This window comes from Bradyrhizobium sp. dw_411, assembly GCF_018449695.1.
In the GTDB taxonomy this organism is placed as follows: domain Bacteria; phylum Pseudomonadota; class Alphaproteobacteria; order Rhizobiales; family Xanthobacteraceae; genus Bradyrhizobium.
Genome location: NZ_JAAVUY010000030.1, coordinates 1 through 15,718, shown reverse-complemented (window position 1 = coordinate 15,718; position 15,718 = coordinate 1). Strand labels below are relative to the sequence as shown.

The window sequence follows — 15,718 nt, the reverse complement described above, 5'->3', positions numbered from 1 at the left end:
CCCTCGGCGTGACGTAACTCAAGGCGGGTAACAAAGATGGGTTTGAGTTCAGCCCTCGCCAATGCGATGTCCGGCATCCGCGCCAACCAGCTCGGATTGTCGATTACATCGGGCAATATCGCCAACGCCCAGACACCGGGCTACGTCACCGAGAACGCCAACCAGATCGAACTGAGCAGCGGCGGGCCCGGCTCGACCGTTGCGGTCACCGGCGTCAACCGCGAACTCGACGTCTACGTGCAGAACCAGTTGCGCACCGAAACATCCGGTGCCGGCTATGCCGACCAGACCGCGAATATTCTCGGCCAGTTGCAGACCGTCTACGGCACGCCCGGCGGCACCGGCACGCTTGAAAGCGCGTACAATAATTTTACCACCGCAATTCAGGCGCTGTCGACCAGCGCGGGCGGCCAGACCACGCAGGTCACCGCATTGTCGGCGGCACAGGCGCTGGCGCAGCAGCTCAATTCAACCTCGCAAGGCATCCAGTCGCTGCGCACCAATGTGCAGCAGGATATCGGCACCTCCGTGAACCAGGCCAACGCGGATCTGGCCCAGATCGCGCAGATCAACACGCAATTGCAGGGCTTGAGCCCGAGCGATCCCAGCGCCGCGACGCTGGAGGATCAGCGCGACAACGCGATCAACGATCTGTCGGGTCTGGTAGATGTTCGGGTCGTCACGTCGGGTGCCAACCAGGTCAGCATTTTTACGAATTCCGGCGTTCAACTCGTCACCAATTCGCAGGCCTCCAAATTCAGTTTCACGTCGCCCGGCAATCTCACCGCCAACACGCTGTACAATACCGATCCGACCAAGTCCGGAGTGGGGTCGCTCTCGATCACGCTTCCGAACGGCGCCAGCATGGATGTGATCTCGAACAACGTGATCAGTTCGGGACGGATTGCCGCCGACCTGACGTTGCGCGACAACACTCTGGTGCAGGCGCAGTCGCAGGTCGATCAACTGGCCGCGACGATGTCGAGCGCGCTGTCGGATCAGACCACGGCCGGTACGGCCGTCAATTCGGGATCGCAGAACGGCTTCTCGCTCGATGTATCGAACCTGCAGCCGGGCAACACGATCAATCTGACCCTCACCAACACCGCGACCAATACCCAGCAGAAAATTCAGATCGTCAACGTGACCGATCCGAGCGCGCTGCCGTTGCCGAACGCACCCAACGCCAATCCAAGGCAGATCGGTATCAACTTCGCCGCCGGTATGGCATCGGCTGTTACCCAATTGAATGCGGCGCTCGGCTCCAGCAATCTTCAATTCTCCAATACGCCTGCCGGATCGAATACGCTGCAGGTGCTCAACAGCACTTCCGGGGCGACGACCATCAATTCGGCCGCCGTCACCACCACGGCGACCTCGTTGACAAGCGGCAATCCCCAGTTGGCGTTGTTCACCGACGCCGGGTCGCCTTACACCGGCGCGATCACCGGCAACGGCTCGGAAATGACCGGCCTTGCCGGACGCATCACGGTCAATTCGGCGCTGCTCAACAACCCGGCGAACCTGACGGTCTACAGCACGAACCCGCCGACGGCGGCCGGCGACACCACGCGCTCGGATTTCATCTATACGCAATTGACGGCGGGCACGTTCACGTACTCGCCGAAAACCGGCCTGGGTTCGAACCCGACGCCGCTTACGGGCACGATCCCCGGCTACCTGCAGCAGTTCATGAGCCTGCAGTCCAATGCGGCGGCGTCAGCGACGCAATTGCAGCAGGGCCAAGACGTCGTGGTCAGCACGCTGCAGCAGAAATTCAATTCCACAGCCGCGGTCAACATCGACACCGAAATGTCGAACCTGATCGCGCTGCAGAATGCCTACGCCGCCAACGCGCATGTGATGTCGGTGGTGCAAAGCATGATGAACACGTTGCTTCAGGCTCAAATGTAAGGCGATCCAGATGTCGATCAATAGCGTAGGATTTGGCGGCTCGCTGTTCGGGATGGCGGTCCAAAATCTCAACACCCAGCTCAACAACCTGTCGACGCAACTTGCCACCGGGCAGAAATCGACCAGTTATGCCGGCATGGGCACCAATGAGGGTTTCGCGATCGCGGCGCGCGCGCAGCTCTCCCAGATTTCGGCGTTCACCGACACCATGACCAACGTCAACACGACGATCAGCGCGGCCAACACCGCGCTGCAGTCGCTGTCGAACATCTCGGGGCAGGTGCAGAGCGACGCCGCCAGCACGCCGCAAGCCCTCAACAGCACCGGACAGACCATCGCGCAGCAAAATGCGGCGACCGAGCTGTCGTCAATCGTGGGCATTCTCAATACCCAGGTCGGCAACAACTTCATCTTTTCCGGCAGCGCGATCAACACGCCGTCCGTGGCGACCGTCGACACCATCATGAACGGCAATGGGACCCAGGCCGGCTTGAAACAGGTGATCGCCGAGCGCGCGCAGGCGGACGGCACCACCGGCCTTGGCCGCCTGGTGATCACGGGGCCGAGCACGGCGGCCCCGAATACGGTTTCGGTCGCCGAGGACGTCGCCGGCTCGCCGTTCGGACTGAAATTGAGCTCGATCACCTCGTCTCTGACCGGCTCGTCGGTATCCGCGCCGTCCGGTTCGCCAAGCAGCGAAGCGGTGACGCTGGGAACCAACAACCCCGCTACCAACCCCAATCCGGGCGACACGATCAGCTTTAACTTCAAGCTGCCCGACGGCACCACCGCGTCGGTTCAGTTGACCGCGACGAACACCAACCCGCCTCCCACCGGCAGCTTCACCATCGGCGCTAACCCTGCCGCGACCGCCGCCAATCTGAACACGGCGCTGAACTCGTCGATTGGCACGCTCGCCAATACGACACTGGTGGCGGCTTCGGCGGTGGCTGCAGGCAATGATTTCTTCGATCCGTCCGGGACCGCCACCGGCAGCGTCGCCAGCACCGCGGCTTCCGTGCCTGTTACCAGCTCGACGCTTCTATCAAGTGCCCCCGGCAGCAATTCGGTATCCCCGAGTTTCGCAGCCGGCGACACCCTTACGGTCAACGGCCAGACGATCCAGTTCTATAACTCCAGCACCACGCCGCCGACCGCGGCCGGCACCACTCCCGGCACCACCTACCTCGATCTAGGAGGCTCGACCCCAGCGACCGTTGGTAGCCTGCTGACATCGATCGACACGATCACAGGGACCGGAACGCCATCGACCGTTAGCGGCGGCGTGATCACGCTGAACGACGATGTCGCCGGCGGTGTCTCGATCTCGAGCTCGTCCTCCGGCGATCTCGCGGCGCTCGGCTTCAGCGGCCCCGTCACGGGCTCGGCAAGCGCCGCCGGAACCGCGGTCACAACCGCGCCGTCGGTTATTTCGAGCACGACAGCCTTGTCCGGTCCGGCGGGATCGAATTCGCTGACCACCAGTTTCGCGCCGGGCGACACCATCAGCGTCAATGGCAAGACGATTTCTTTTTATAACTCCACCGCCACGCCGCCCACCGCCAACGCGGCCGGCAACGCGCTCAATACCACCTACATCGACCTGAACACGGCGACCGTCAGCACTCTCCTGGGCGCTGTCGATACGATCACCGGCACTTCGACGCCATCGACCGTCAGCGGTGGGGTGGTTGAATTCAACAGCGACAGTGCCGCGAGCCTGAATATCTCAAGCTCGAATTCGGCCGCGCTCAGTTCGCTCGGTTTCAGCTCCTCGCCCATATCAGCGGTCCAGCCGCCGCTGCGGGTTTCGAGCAACGGCAATTCGCTGGTCAACGGCTCCGCCACCACGGTGGCCTGGTACACCGGCAATTCGTCCCCCTCGCCGCGGGGGTCGGAGACGGCCCGGATCGATCCATCGATCACGGTGCAATACGGCACCCAGGCCAATGAGCAGGCTATCCGTCAGCAGATCGAGGGAGTAGCGGTGTTCGCCGCCGTCTCGGTCTCGCCGACCGGGACCAACTCGGCCGCGCAGATCTCGGCCTTGAGTTCGCGCATCTCCACCAACCTGACGGCCAAGCCTGGCCAGCAGAGCGTTTCGGACATTCAAACCGATTATGCCGCCGCGCAAAGCATCATGAAGGATGCCGCCGCCCGGCAAACCCAGAGCACGACGCAATTGCAGAACGTCATCGACCAGACCGAGACCGTCTCGACGCAGGAGGTCGCGAGCCAGCTTCTGGCGTTGCAGAACAGCCTGTCGGCGTCCTACGAGGCCACCTCGATGCTCGCCGGCCTGACCCTGACCAAGTTCCTGCCGGCCGGCGGATAATCCATTGGCCTAGTCGGGGGAGGCGATACCGGCACCATACGGCTCCCGAAATAAAGCTTTCGTTAACCATAGCTGTTTACTTCTTGGAAAGCAGGCTAACGCCGCGTTGGCACCCCTTGAGGCCTTTGTGTCGCGCTGGCCATGCGCGGCGGTATAGGCGTGGGGTCCCAGCAATGCGCGACGGCGGTGTTCGATTGCAGATGGCCGAGCCAGTGGCCGACCAAATGGCCGAGAAAGCGATCCCGAGGGATCAGTCCCGCTCTGCTTCCGCCATGGCCGAGCTGTTCGCGCCGCTGGACCGGCTGCTCAGCGGCGGCGGCGATCCGCGATTGACCATCAATCCCGCGACCGGGCTCAATGAATATGGCTGCCGGCCGTTTCCCTCACCGGATACGCTGACCTTCTCCTCCTCCACCGCGACCTCGATTTCGGAGCGCGGCTACGATCGCGCGCGGGAAGCGCGGGACGAATTGATGCAGTCGGCCATCGTCGTCGGCATCGAGGCCGCGTTCGATGCGCGCGTCGAGGCCATGCGCGACGAATTGAAGGCCTGTCTCGGATTATCCCGCACCCAAGCCGATGTGGTGTTTTCCCCGTCCGGCACCGACGCGCAATTGCAGGCGCTGTTCCTGACGCGGGCACGGCTTGGGCCCGCGGTGACGACGGTGATCGTGGCCGCCGATCAAACCGGCAGCGGCACCGTCAACACCTCGCGCGGCTGTCACTTCAGCGTTGAGACGGCGAATGGCAGCCGGGTGCGCAAGGGCGAGCCGATCGCCGGGCTGGCACCTTTCGTCAACAGCGTCGCGCTGCGGCTGTTCGACGAAGCCGGCGACATCCGCTCAGGGACGGCAAGCGATGCGATGGTTATCCGCGCGGTCGAAAACGCCATCGCCAATGGAAGCCATGTGCTGCTGCAGGTCATGGACTCCTCGAAATTCGGATGGCGCGCCCCGAGCGAGTCATGCCTTGAGGAAATATCGCGGCGCTGGCCGCATCAGGTGCAAGTCGTGGTCGATGCCTGCCAGATGCGTCTTGGCCGCGCGCGGTTGCGAAACTATCTCGATCGCGGCTATCTCGTGCTGATAACGGGCTCCAAGTTCTTCACCGGCCCGCCCTTCAGCGGTGCGTTACTGGTGCCCTCGGCACTGGCACAAGGCTTCGAGGCGGCCGGCGATATCGCGCCGGGACTTCTCGAATACTCCAGCCGCAGCGACTGGCCGCAAAACTGGCCGGGCTTGCGGTCGCGTTTCCCGGTTCGCGCCAATGTCGGCCAATGGCTGCGCTGGGAAGCGGCGCTGGAGGAAATCCGCGCCTATTACCGCGTGCCCGACGCATTTCGCCTGTCAGCACTGACGACTTTCGGCGAGGGCGTGGAGTGGATCATCGCATCCTCCCCGTCGCTTCGGCTGTTGCCGCCGCAACAGAGGTCTGGCGCTGAAGGCGCCGACGAGGACGAGTTTTCGCAGCGGACGATCTTTCCATTCGTGATCAGGCGTGGCGATCGCATTCTCTCGCTGGAAGCATGCAAGAAATTATATCGCGCGCTGGCGCGCGACGCGGTCGACGTGGCGTCCGCCGACGCGCCGGCCGCGGTCGCATCACAACCTTGCCTGATCGGACAGCCGGTCGCGCTGGGCTGCGAGGCACAGCCGATCGCGGCGCTGCGCATCTGCACGGGCGCGCGCATGGTCACCGAGGTGTGGTCGCCGGATGCGGATATCGCGCGCGGCAATTTGCAACGTGAACTCGGCCATGTCGGCACGGTCGTCGCCAAGATCGAATGGCTGCTGGCGCAGATGGACAATGCGGATTTAGCGGAGGTTTGCCATGGTGCTTGAGAACATGGAAATTGAGAACGGCGAGGTCGCCGGTCTCGCGCGCTATCCAACGGCCGAGCGAATTGGCTTTGCCCGGTTGACGACGATGGCGTTTGGCGGCGCGGATCTGCGTCCGTTGCGGGATCAACTGCTCTCGAAGGTCGCCGAGGGAACCGCCGGCGCGGGCGAGGGGCTCGACCTGTCGCTGATCACGCAGCTATTGGGCAACAAGCAGGTCGGCATTGCCATTCAGGCGGAAGTGCTCGCCTTTCATCAGCTCTACCGCTCGCCATGCGCGGTGGAAAAGCCGAAGCTGCGCGTTCTGGCGCTCGCGGCCGCGATCGATATGGGCGGCAACACGCCGATCGAGTTTTTGCTGGAAGGTTCCGGCATCGAACTGCAGACGCTGTATGTCGTCGACGGCGTGGAACTGCCGATGCCGCTGCCGGACCATGACGTCGCGATCGTGATTGCGTCGGATTCGGAGGAATGTCGTGACGCGCTGCGCAAGATCGAGCAGGCGATGTCGCGCTGGCCGCGACCGCTGCTCAATCCGCCGCACCTCGTGCGTAATCTCGATCGCGACAAGCTGCACGGCCTGCTCGACGGCATCGAGGGGTTGGATATTCCGGCGACGACGTGTCTGACGCGGGCGCAATTGTCCGATATGGCCGCGCAGTTTCCGATCATCATTCGTCCGCGCGGTTCGCATGCCGGCGTCGGGCTCGCCAGGATCGACGATCGCGCTGGAATCGCGAACTATCTCGCGGGGCGGCCGGAGAGTGAATTTTTCGTCACGCGTTTTGTCGATTATGCCGATGACGATGGTCTGTTTCGCAAATACCGGATCGTTCTGGTCGATGGCCGCCCCTATGCCTGCCATATGGCGATCGCCGATCGCTGGGACATCTGGTACCTCAACGCCGGCATGGCTTTCAGCGAGAGCAAGCGCAACGAGGAAGCGCGTTTCATGCGCAGCTTCGACAACGAGTTTGCGGTCCGCCATCAAAGCGCGCTTGCCGCGATGGCGAACCGGATCGGTCTCGACTATTTCACGGTCGATTGCGCGGAAAACAAGAACGGCGAATTGCTGATCTTTGAAGCCGACAACACTGCCGTCGTCCACAATATGGATTCGCCGGAGCTGTATCCCTACAAGGCCCCGCAGATGCGCAAAATCTTCGACGCCTTCGCGGCCATGTTGTCGCGCCGCTCCCGGCCTGACCGGGAACGCGCGGCGTAACGCTTTAGTTTGAATCGTTGCACTTTCTCCGACCTCATCCTGAGGAGCATCGCGAAGCGATGCGTCTCGAAGGATGAACTCGCCCGAGTCCTACATCAATCTTTTATTGCATGCTGACCAGCGTCAGATCGACGAACCACGATTGCGGCGAGACAAAACCCTTGATCTTGGGGCTCATCGCGCGCGGATTGAGGTCGTGCACGATATAAAGCCACGGCGGATTATCGACCAGCCGCTCATGGGCCTTGCGTAGCGCGCTTGTGATCACAGCGGGGTCGCTGGTTTCCGCAAGCGTGGTCAGCGCGGTGTCGAATTCGTCATCCTTCCACTGCTCGAAATTGAAACCGTTCGGCGAGAAATTCGCCGACGAGAAATAGCGCGCCATGATGCCGACGTCGGAGGAAGGTGAACTGATATTGAGCGTCATCGCGCCCTTGAGGCTCGGGCTGTCGGGCGTCGCGCGGGCCGCGGTAAGCAGGAGCTGCCACTCAACTACCTCGAATTCGACGTTCACGCCGCAGGCTTCTTTGAGGTTTTGCTGCAGGAATTCATTCATCGGTAACGGCAGCATCTGGCCGGAGCCGGACGTCGAAATCATTGCCTTGAACGTCAGCGGCTTTTGCGGCGTGAAGCCGGCTTCCGCCAGCAGCGCCTTGCCCTTGGCGGGATCGAATGTGTAGCGATTGGCAGGCGCGCCGAAATTCGGGTCGCTGGTCTTGAGCCAGCCCAAGGAAGGTTCGGCGGTGCCGTTGAGCAGGGTCACGAGGCCCTCGCGATCGATGCAGTAATTCAGGGCCTGGCGAACTTTGACGTCCTTGAAGGGACTGCCTGATGCGCCGATGTTGTAAAACCATGGCCAGACATGCGGATAAGAACCGGTCGTGACATTGAAGCCGGCGGATTTCAGCGACGCAATGCCGTCGGCCGGCGGCACTTCGATCCAGTCCACCTGGCCCGAACGTAACGCCGCGAGCCGCGCATTGGCTTCGGGGATCGGCATCAGCACCAGATGATCCACTTTGGCCTTCTTCGCCGGGTCCCAATAACCGTCCCAGCGGTCGAGATCGACTTCCTGGCGCGGCACGACTTTCGAAATCCTGAAAGGTCCGGTGCCGGCCGCGGGCAGGGTGGCGACAACAGCCCAATCATGGCCGGCTTTCTCAAAAGATGCGGGCGAGGTGAACAGAATATAGACCGCCATGAACGGAAAATAGGACGCCGGCTTGGTCGTGCTGATCGCGACCGTGTCGTCGTCGATCTTCTTGTAAGACGCGACCAGCGGCGCCCGTGCGCGCGTCATCGCAGAACTCGCCACTTCATATTGCGGGCTGTCGCTTTTGAAATAGCGATCGAGATTCCAGATCACGGCATCGGCGTTGAAATCATTGCCGTCGTGAAATTTGACGCCGTGGCGCAGGTGAAAGATCCAGGTCTTGTTGTCGTCAGGAGCCTGCTCCCATTTCTCCGCAAGTCCCGCACGCAAGCCCGCCAGACGATCGGTACTCGCCAGATCCCACAGCACCAGTCCTTCAAAGATCGGATAGCCGAGAAAACGCATGCCTTCGAAGCCGTTATTGGGAAGGCCGGTCGCGGTCGGGATATCGGCCGCGGTCATCGCGATGCGAAGCGTCGTATCGGCCCGAACGGGTTGTTGCGACAGAAGTAATGCGGCCAGCACGATAACGCAGGAAATCGGATAAAATCGCATTGGATCACCCATTTCGCAGAACTGTTATGATTTTCAATGCAAGTTGCGGACCAGAACGCCGGATTGCCGCTGCGTCAAAGTTGCGTGCACGAGGGCGGTCGCTCACGGAAAATGATAATTTGCCGGGCATTGGCTGATTCGAAAGTGATCGCTTGAGCGGCGCAGGCTTTCGAAGCGGCTTGTCCTGGCGGAGAAGGTCTGTTGTCGGCGAAGTGGAAAAATGCCTCCGCGGGAATGCCGAACCTGTCGCGCCTGCAGCGGCAGGCCTACAGCGCGTTCGAGGAGCGTGATCTCGATCGCGCCGCGAAATTATGCGCCGGCATTCTGGAGTACCGGCCGGAAGATTTCGACGCGCTTCATCTGCTTGGCGTGCTCAACTTCCAACGCCATCGCCTGACGGAGGCGCTTCGCTTTCTGTCGCAGGCGCTGCGGGTCAATTCCACTTCGGCCGATGCGATGTCCAATCTTGGATTGGCGCTGCATGCGACCGGACGGTTGGAAGAGGCGATCGCAAGCTATCGCAACGCGTTGAAGTTCGCGCCGGACCATCCGGAAATTCTCTACAATCTCGCCAATACGTATCTCGAGCTGAACCGTATCGACGATGCGCTCTCGCATTTCGATGCGGCGCTGGCGAAGACCCCCGATCATGTCGGCGCGCTGGTCAATCGCGGCAACACGCTGCTGCGATTCAACCGGCCCGTTGAAGCCATCGCGAGCTATGACGCTGCATTGGCGAAAATGCCCGGTCATCCGCAGATCCTGACCAATCGCGGCCATGCGCTGCGCCGTCTCGACCGGCCGGTTGAGGCGCTGGCCGGGTTTGAAGCCGCCATCGCGGCGAAACCGGATTTTGCCGAGGCTCATTTCGAGGCTGGGATGACGCGGCTTTCGCTCGGCGATTTCGCGGCCGGCTGGAAGGCCTATGAATGGCGCTGGCGCACCGCCGCCTTTGCCGCGCAGCGCCGGCAATTTCAAAAGCCGCTATGGATGGGAGACGCGCCCGCCACCGGCAAGACCATTCTGTTGCATGCCGAGCAGGGATTTGGCGACACCATCCAGTTCATTCGCTATGCGCCGCTGCTCGCGGGGCAGGGCGCCAAGGTGATCTGCGAAGTTCAGCCGGAATTGCAGCCGTTGCTGGCGCAGATCGAGAACGGTCATGATATCACCGTCATCGCCAAAGGCGCGCCGCTGCCGGCGTTCGATCTGCATTGTCCCTTGCTCAGTCTTCCCCTCGCGTTCGGCACGCAGCCTGCCACGATCCCCGCCGCCATTCCCTATCTCGCGGCTCCGGCTGAGCTGCTGGAACAATGGCGCGATCGTTTGCCGCCGGGTGGGCCACGCGTTGGATTCGTCTGGTCCGGTCAGCCGTCGCACAAAAACGACGCCAACCGGTCGATTCCGCTCAAGCGTCTCGCCGGGTTGTTCGAGAATCCGCAGTTGCGCTGTTTCAGTCTGCAGAGCGGGATGCGCGTCGCCGATCAAGACGTTCTGAAAGGGCTTCCGAACCTGATTCATCTCGGCGATTCCTTCCGCGACTTCGCCGATACCGCTGCCGTCATCGCGCTGCTCGATGTGGTCGTCTCCGTCGATACCGCGGTGGCGCATCTGGCGGGTGCGATGGGCAAGCCGGTCGTTATTCTCCTGCCCTATGCGGCCGATTTCCGCTGGCTGCGGGGCCGCGATGACAGCCCCTGGTATCCCCAGGCCAAATTGGTTCGGCAGCCGGAATTTGGCGATTGGGACAGCGTGATCGGCTGTCTCCACGATGAGTTGCGGCACTTGGCTGGGTAGAGGGGCCGGGCAGGGGCCCGCGTACCGGCGTTAGGATTTCGTTAACCACGTCTATTTACTGTTGGTTAGGATTTGCGGACCGCACCCGCCACCTTCGGAGCCCTTCATGACCGAGCAAGTTCATCTGGTGGTGGCCACGCCCTGCTTTGGCGGCCAGGTTTCCACCATCTATGCCAGTTCCATCTTCCATCTGCAGAGCGCGGTGCGCTCGCTGTCGAATGTGAAACTCAAGATCGAGATGCGGGACGGCGATGCGCTGATCACGCGCGCGCGGGCCAATCTGATGACGCTGTTCCTCAACGATCCGACAGCGACGCATTTCCTGTTCGTGGATGCCGATATCGGCTTTACGCCCGACCAGGTGTTTCGGTTGATCGAATCCGGCGCGGACGTCGTCGCTGGCTCCTATCCGATCAAACGGGTCAACTGGGACAAGGCGAAGCGGGCCATCGATACCGGGCTTCCGAACGTCGCTGCCGCCGCACTCGATTATGTGCTGGAGATCGAAAACCCGGATCATGTCGCCGTGGTCAACGGCTTTACCCGCGTGCGTTACGCCGGCACCGGATTCCTGATGATCCGCCGTCATGTCTTCGAGAAGATGTGCGCGCATCCCGACTATGCCTCGCTGCAATTCTTTCGCGAACATTCGCGCGATGCGTTGGCGGGAAGCCCGAACCGGTTTGCCTTGTTCGAATGCATGATCGATCCGGAAAGCGGGACTTATCTGAGCGAGGACTTTGCGTTCTGCAAACGCTGGACCGATATCGGCGGCGAAATCTGGACTGATCTTCAGAGCCGCCTCGATCATGTCGGGCCGTCCGTGTTCCACGGCGATATCTCGTCGCAATTCGCAGCACCGGTGCCGGCGCTCGCGACCGATGCGGCGTAAGATGGACGCCGCCGTCACCAAGGGGATCGCGACAGCGCAATTGCCTTGCGCCGACCGCGTCGGTCTTGCGAAGCTCACCACCATGGCCGCCACGGGAGCCGATCTTCGCCCGCTGTGGAATGCGCTGATCGCCAAGCTGATGGATGGCACCATCGAAGCCGGCGAGGGACTTGATCTGTCGCTGATCGCGCAGTTGCTCGGCGACAAGGAGGCCGGTCTCGCGATCCAGCATGAGATCCTCAAATCGCATCAATTGTTTCGCTCGAAATGTTCGGTGCAGCAGCCGCCGCTGCGTGTGCTGGCGCTCGCCGCGGCAACCGATATGGGCAGCAACACGCCGATCGAATTCCTGCTCGAAAATCCCTGCGTCGAGCTGATGACGCTCTATGTCATTCCGGAAGTCGAATTGCCGCGCCCGCTTCCCGAGCATGACATCGCGATCGTGATCGCGTCGGACTCGGAAGATTGCCGCGATACGCTTCGCATGATCGATAACGTCGCCGCTAGCTGGCCGCGGCCGTTGCTCAATCCGCCGCATCGCGTGTGCAATCTTGATCGCGACAAATTGCACGGTCTGCTCACGGGCATCGAGGGTCTTGAGATTCCCGCAACGATCGCTGTGAATCGTGCGCAATTTGCCGCTGATGATGTTGCGTTTCCCATCATCGTGCGGCCGCGCGGATCTCATGCGGGCAAGGGATTGGCGAAGATCGACGATGCATCTGCTCTCGAAAATTATCTCGGCGAACAGCAGGTGCAGGAATTCTTCGTCTCGCGCTTTGTCGATTATTCCGGCGACGACGGCCTGTTTCGCAAATTCCGCATCGTCATCGTCGACGGTAAACCTTACGCGTGCCATCTGGCGGTCGCCGATCGCTGGGATATCTGGTATCTCAACGCCGGCATGACGCAGAGCGCGAGCAAGCGCCTCGAGGAAGAAACGTTCATGCACACTTTCGATATCGGCTTTGCGCGCCGGCACGCAACGGCATTGGCCGGCATGATCGATCGCATCGGTCTCGATTATTTCATGGTGGATTGCGCGGAAACAAAAGATGGATCGTTGCTGATATTCGAGGCGGACAATACCGCGATCGTCCATAACATGGATCCGCCCGAGATTTTTCCGTACAAGGCGCCGCAGATGCGCAAAGTGTTCGATGCATTTGAGGCGATGCTGGAGCGTCGCGCGCGGCATGCGCGGGAGCAGGCGGCGTGACTGCGCCACCCAATGAGGCGCCGTTGATCTCGACGTCGAGTGAAACGCTGGATCCGCAAAATTGGGATGAGATTCGCGCCCAGGGTCATCGCATGCTCGATGACATGATCGACTACGCCGCCAATATTCGCGCGCGACCGGTCTGGCGCCCGATACCGGATGATATCCGCGCGCGGTTTCGCGACGATCTTCCGCGAGCACCCTCCGATCTCGGCGAGGTCTATCGCGAATTCACCGAATCCATCATGCCGTATGCGACGGGCAACGTGCATCCCGGCTTCATGGGATGGGTGCATGGTGGCGGCACCGCTGTGGGCATGCTGGCCGAGATGCTGGCGGCGGGATTGAACGCCAATCTCGGCGGACGCGATCACATTCCAATCGAGGTCGAACGTCAGATCGTCGAATGGACGCGCGTGATGTTCGGCTTCCCGGCTGAGGCGAGCGGAATTTTCGTCACCGGCACGTCGATGGCGAATTTGATGGCGGTGCTGGTGGCGCGCGCGTCGATGCTTGGAGCGCAGGTTCGGCGGCATGGCATTGGAAGCGAAGGCGCTCTGCTCACGGCGTATACGTCAACCGCCGCGCACGGCTGTGTGTCGAAGGCGATGGATCTCGCAGGTTTCGGCAGCGATGCGCTGCGTTGCATTGTCACCGATCGATCGCACCGCATCGATGTTGTGGCGTTGCGCGCCCAGATCGCGGTTGACCGTGAAGCGGGGTTGATGCCTTTTATGGTGGTCGGTTCGGCTGGAACGGTCGATATCGGCGGCATCGATGACCTCGCCGCGTTGAGCGCGTTGTGCCGCGAAGAGAAACTCTGGTTTCATGTTGACGGCGCCTATGGCGCGCTCGGCGTTCTCGCGCCCGCATTGGCGCCGCGGCTCGCCGGACTTGAACACGCGGATTCCATCGCGCTTGATTTTCACAAATGGGGGCAGGTGCCTTATGACGCCGGTTTCCTCATCGTGCGCGACGGCGTCAGGCATCGTGAAGCCTTTGCGGCGCCGGCGGCGTATCTGCGCCGGGAAACCCGTGGCCTCGCCGCGGGCTCACCATGGCCGTGCGATCTCGGTCCGGATTTGTCGCGGGGGTTTCGCGCGCTCAAGACGTGGTTCACGCTGAAAACCTACGGCGCGGATAAGCTCGGTGCGATGATTACGCGCACCTGCGCGCTGGCCGGATATCTGGAAGCGCGGATCCTGGCCGAGCCGCGGCTCGAGTTGTTGGCGCCGGTTCAGCTTAATATCGTCTGCTTCCGTTATCGCGCCGATGACGCGAACCGGATTGACGAACTCAACCGGCTCAATGACGCTGTTGTCGCCGATATTCAGGAATCGGGAATCGCGGCGCCGTCGACCACGGTTCTGGATGGCCAGCTCGCGATACGCGCGGCGATCGTCAATCACCGCACCGATACATGCGATCTCGATGCGCTGATTGCGGCGGTGCTTGAATTCGGAGCGCGGCGGTCGGCGGCCTGACGGCGGCGACCGGAAGCCGCGCCAGCTCCGCCGTTATCGATATAAGTCGTGGTCGATATAAGTCGTCCGTTATCAGGCAGACTTATGTCAGGCCGATTTGCGCGCTTCGAGTTTGGCCTTGTTGCGCGCCGCATTGAGATCCAGCAGCTTCTTCTCGTAGGCGACAAGTTTGCGCGCTTCCTTCAGCGCCTGATACATATCGCCCTTGAGGATATTGGTGTTGATGCCCTCGATGATCGGCCAGGCGCTCGGTGCGGCGGTGACGATATCGCGGATGAGATTGAAGTAGGTGCCGTGATTGATCTGCGGATCCGGCGAAATATACATCAGCTGCACGGCGAGATAGACCAGCTTGGCCGGCGTATCGGCAATCGCCGGCGTCATGATGTCCTTCTCGCGCAAAATCGGAATCTTGTCGCCGTCGATCAGCAATCGGGCGCGCTGATCGGTGTTGGTGACCACGCAAGAACCGATAATGATCCGTTCGTGCGGCTTGAGCTCGACTTTTAGGGCCATGCCTGTTCTCCGTTGCCGCCTCTGGGGGCGTCATCAATGCATTCGAACGAGTATCGGTTTGGGTCGCGCCGGCGACGCAACTGTCGCTCTGCCGGCTAACGCGAACGCAATCCTTTCCGATTGTAGTTAACGCTTGGTTAATGCGCGGCGGCGGTACGAAAATGTGCAGTCGTATCAATGCGATTCTGCAAATTGTGCGAAAGGGAAAACATGTGGGGCGCGTTGTCGGCATGGCCGGCAGGCCGAAGTCCACATGCCGATTCATGCTTTGTTAGCGGCTAGCTCCCAACGTAACCCGGTTCCCCGATCAGAAAAGGTGGGGATTACGCTCGCACTCTAATTTCACACCAGAAAGGTATGAAAATGTCAGGTATCGTTCTTTCGGCTTCGGTTCGCCAGAACCTTCTCTCCCTGCAGTCGACCGCGTCACTGCTCGCCACCACCCAGAATGACCTCTCCACCGGCAACAAGGTCAACTCGGCGCTGGACAATCCCACGGAATTCTTCACGGCGCAGGGCCTCAACAACCGCGCCAGCGATATCAACAACCTGCTCGATGGCATCGGCAACGGTGTGCAGGTCCTGCAGGCCGCCAACACCGGCATCACCTCGTTGCAGAGCCTGGTCGCCTCCGCCCAGTCGATCGCCAACCAGGTGCTGCAAAGCCCGGTCGGTTACTCGACCAAATCCAACGTAACGACCGGCGCCATCAGCGGCGCGACCGCCGACAACCTGCTGGGTACCGGTCCGTCTGCGACTGACGCGACCTTCGCCTCCACCACGGCCGGCT

At 61.5% G+C, this 15,718-nt stretch carries 10 protein-coding genes and 1 pseudogene; 9 read left to right on the top strand and 2 right to left on the bottom strand.

The features are described from left to right. Positions 1 to 36: 36 nt before the first annotated feature. The 4 genes from flgK to HB676_RS32175 all read left to right on the top strand — a co-directional run bounded on the left by flgK (position 37) and on the right by HB676_RS32175 (position 7,312). Positions 37 to 1,914 carry a flagellar hook-associated protein FlgK gene (gene flgK / locus HB676_RS32190; protein WP_213742534.1) on the top strand — a complete coding sequence of 626 codons (1,878 nt, stop codon included), beginning with the start codon at positions 37 to 39 and terminating at the stop codon, positions 1,912 to 1,914. A gap of 10 nt (positions 1,915 to 1,924) precedes the next feature. Beyond that, complete coding sequence (locus HB676_RS32185) at positions 1,925 to 4,249, top strand: flagellar hook associated protein (RefSeq protein ID WP_213742533.1); 2,325 nt, start codon at positions 1,925 to 1,927, stop codon at positions 4,247 to 4,249. A 200-nt stretch (positions 4,250 to 4,449) separates the two neighbouring features. After that, the gene (locus tag HB676_RS32180) at positions 4,450 to 6,090 is read left to right on the top strand and encodes a hypothetical protein (RefSeq protein WP_249780567.1); all 1,641 of its coding nucleotides are present in this window, start codon (positions 4,450 to 4,452) and stop codon (positions 6,088 to 6,090) included. Between the two features lie 4 nt (positions 6,091 to 6,094). Further along, entirely contained in the window at positions 6,095 to 7,312 is a 1,218-nt protein-coding gene (locus tag HB676_RS32175; protein WP_213742582.1) for a hypothetical protein, read from the top strand. Between the two features lie 103 nt (positions 7,313 to 7,415). On the opposite strand, the gene HB676_RS32170 is transcribed toward HB676_RS32175, so the two are convergent. After that, positions 7,416 to 9,020: an ABC transporter substrate-binding protein gene (locus HB676_RS32170; protein ID WP_213742532.1), complete on the bottom strand. Its 1,605-nt coding sequence runs from the start codon at positions 9,018 to 9,020 to the stop codon at positions 7,416 to 7,418. Between the two features lie 201 nt (positions 9,021 to 9,221). Between HB676_RS32170 and HB676_RS32165 the strand changes: the two genes are divergently transcribed. The 4 genes from HB676_RS32165 (at position 9,222) to HB676_RS32150 (ending at position 14,412) form a co-directional block, all read left to right on the top strand. Beyond that, positions 9,222 to 10,817 (top strand): tetratricopeptide repeat protein, encoded by a 1,596-nt coding sequence (locus HB676_RS32165; RefSeq protein WP_213742531.1) that lies wholly within the window; start codon positions 9,222 to 9,224, stop codon positions 10,815 to 10,817. Between the two features lie 106 nt (positions 10,818 to 10,923). Continuing rightward, positions 10,924 to 11,709 (top strand): hypothetical protein, encoded by a 786-nt coding sequence (locus HB676_RS32160; protein WP_213742530.1) that lies wholly within the window; start codon positions 10,924 to 10,926, stop codon positions 11,707 to 11,709. 82 nt (positions 11,710 to 11,791) lie between these two features. Beyond that, on the top strand, positions 11,792 to 12,928 hold the full coding sequence (locus tag HB676_RS32155; RefSeq protein ID WP_213742581.1) for a hypothetical protein: 1,137 nt from the start codon (positions 11,792 to 11,794) through the stop codon (positions 12,926 to 12,928). Beyond that, entirely contained in the window at positions 12,925 to 14,412 is a 1,488-nt protein-coding gene (locus HB676_RS32150) for a pyridoxal-dependent decarboxylase (protein ID WP_346347474.1), read from the top strand. The genes HB676_RS32155 and HB676_RS32150 overlap by 4 nt, the downstream gene beginning before the upstream one ends. A gap of 87 nt (positions 14,413 to 14,499) precedes the next feature. Here HB676_RS32150 and flbT read toward each other — a convergent pair whose 3' ends face one another. Beyond that, a complete protein-coding gene (flbT, locus tag HB676_RS32145) occupies positions 14,500 to 14,928 on the bottom strand; it encodes a flagellar biosynthesis repressor FlbT (RefSeq protein ID WP_213742529.1) in 429 nt (142 codons plus the stop codon). 363 nt (positions 14,929 to 15,291) lie between these two features. Between flbT and HB676_RS32140 the strand changes: the two are divergent. Beyond that, positions 15,292 to 15,718 (top strand): annotated as a pseudogene (locus HB676_RS32140) (flagellar protein); the annotation flags it as partial.

Excerpts from the sequence above, each read along its gene's own strand:
- flgK (WP_213742534.1), top strand. The coding sequence starts at position 37 with ATGGGTTTGAGTTCAGCCCTCGCCAATGCGATGTCCGGCATCCGCGCC.
- HB676_RS32185 (WP_213742533.1), top strand. The coding sequence starts at position 1,925 with ATGTCGATCAATAGCGTAGGATTTGGCGGCTCGCTGTTCGGGATGGCG.
- HB676_RS32180 (WP_249780567.1), top strand. The coding sequence starts at position 4,450 with ATGGCCGAGCCAGTGGCCGACCAAATGGCCGAGAAAGCGATCCCGAGG.
- HB676_RS32175 (WP_213742582.1), top strand. The coding sequence starts at position 6,095 with ATGGAAATTGAGAACGGCGAGGTCGCCGGTCTCGCGCGCTATCCAACG.
- HB676_RS32170 (WP_213742532.1), bottom strand. The coding sequence starts at position 9,020 with ATGCGATTTTATCCGATTTCCTGCGTTATCGTGCTGGCCGCATTACTT.
- HB676_RS32160 (WP_213742530.1), top strand. The coding sequence starts at position 10,924 with ATGACCGAGCAAGTTCATCTGGTGGTGGCCACGCCCTGCTTTGGCGGC.
- HB676_RS32155 (WP_213742581.1), top strand. The coding sequence starts at position 11,792 with ATGGCCGCCACGGGAGCCGATCTTCGCCCGCTGTGGAATGCGCTGATC.
- flbT (WP_213742529.1), bottom strand. The coding sequence starts at position 14,928 with ATGGCCCTAAAAGTCGAGCTCAAGCCGCACGAACGGATCATTATCGGT.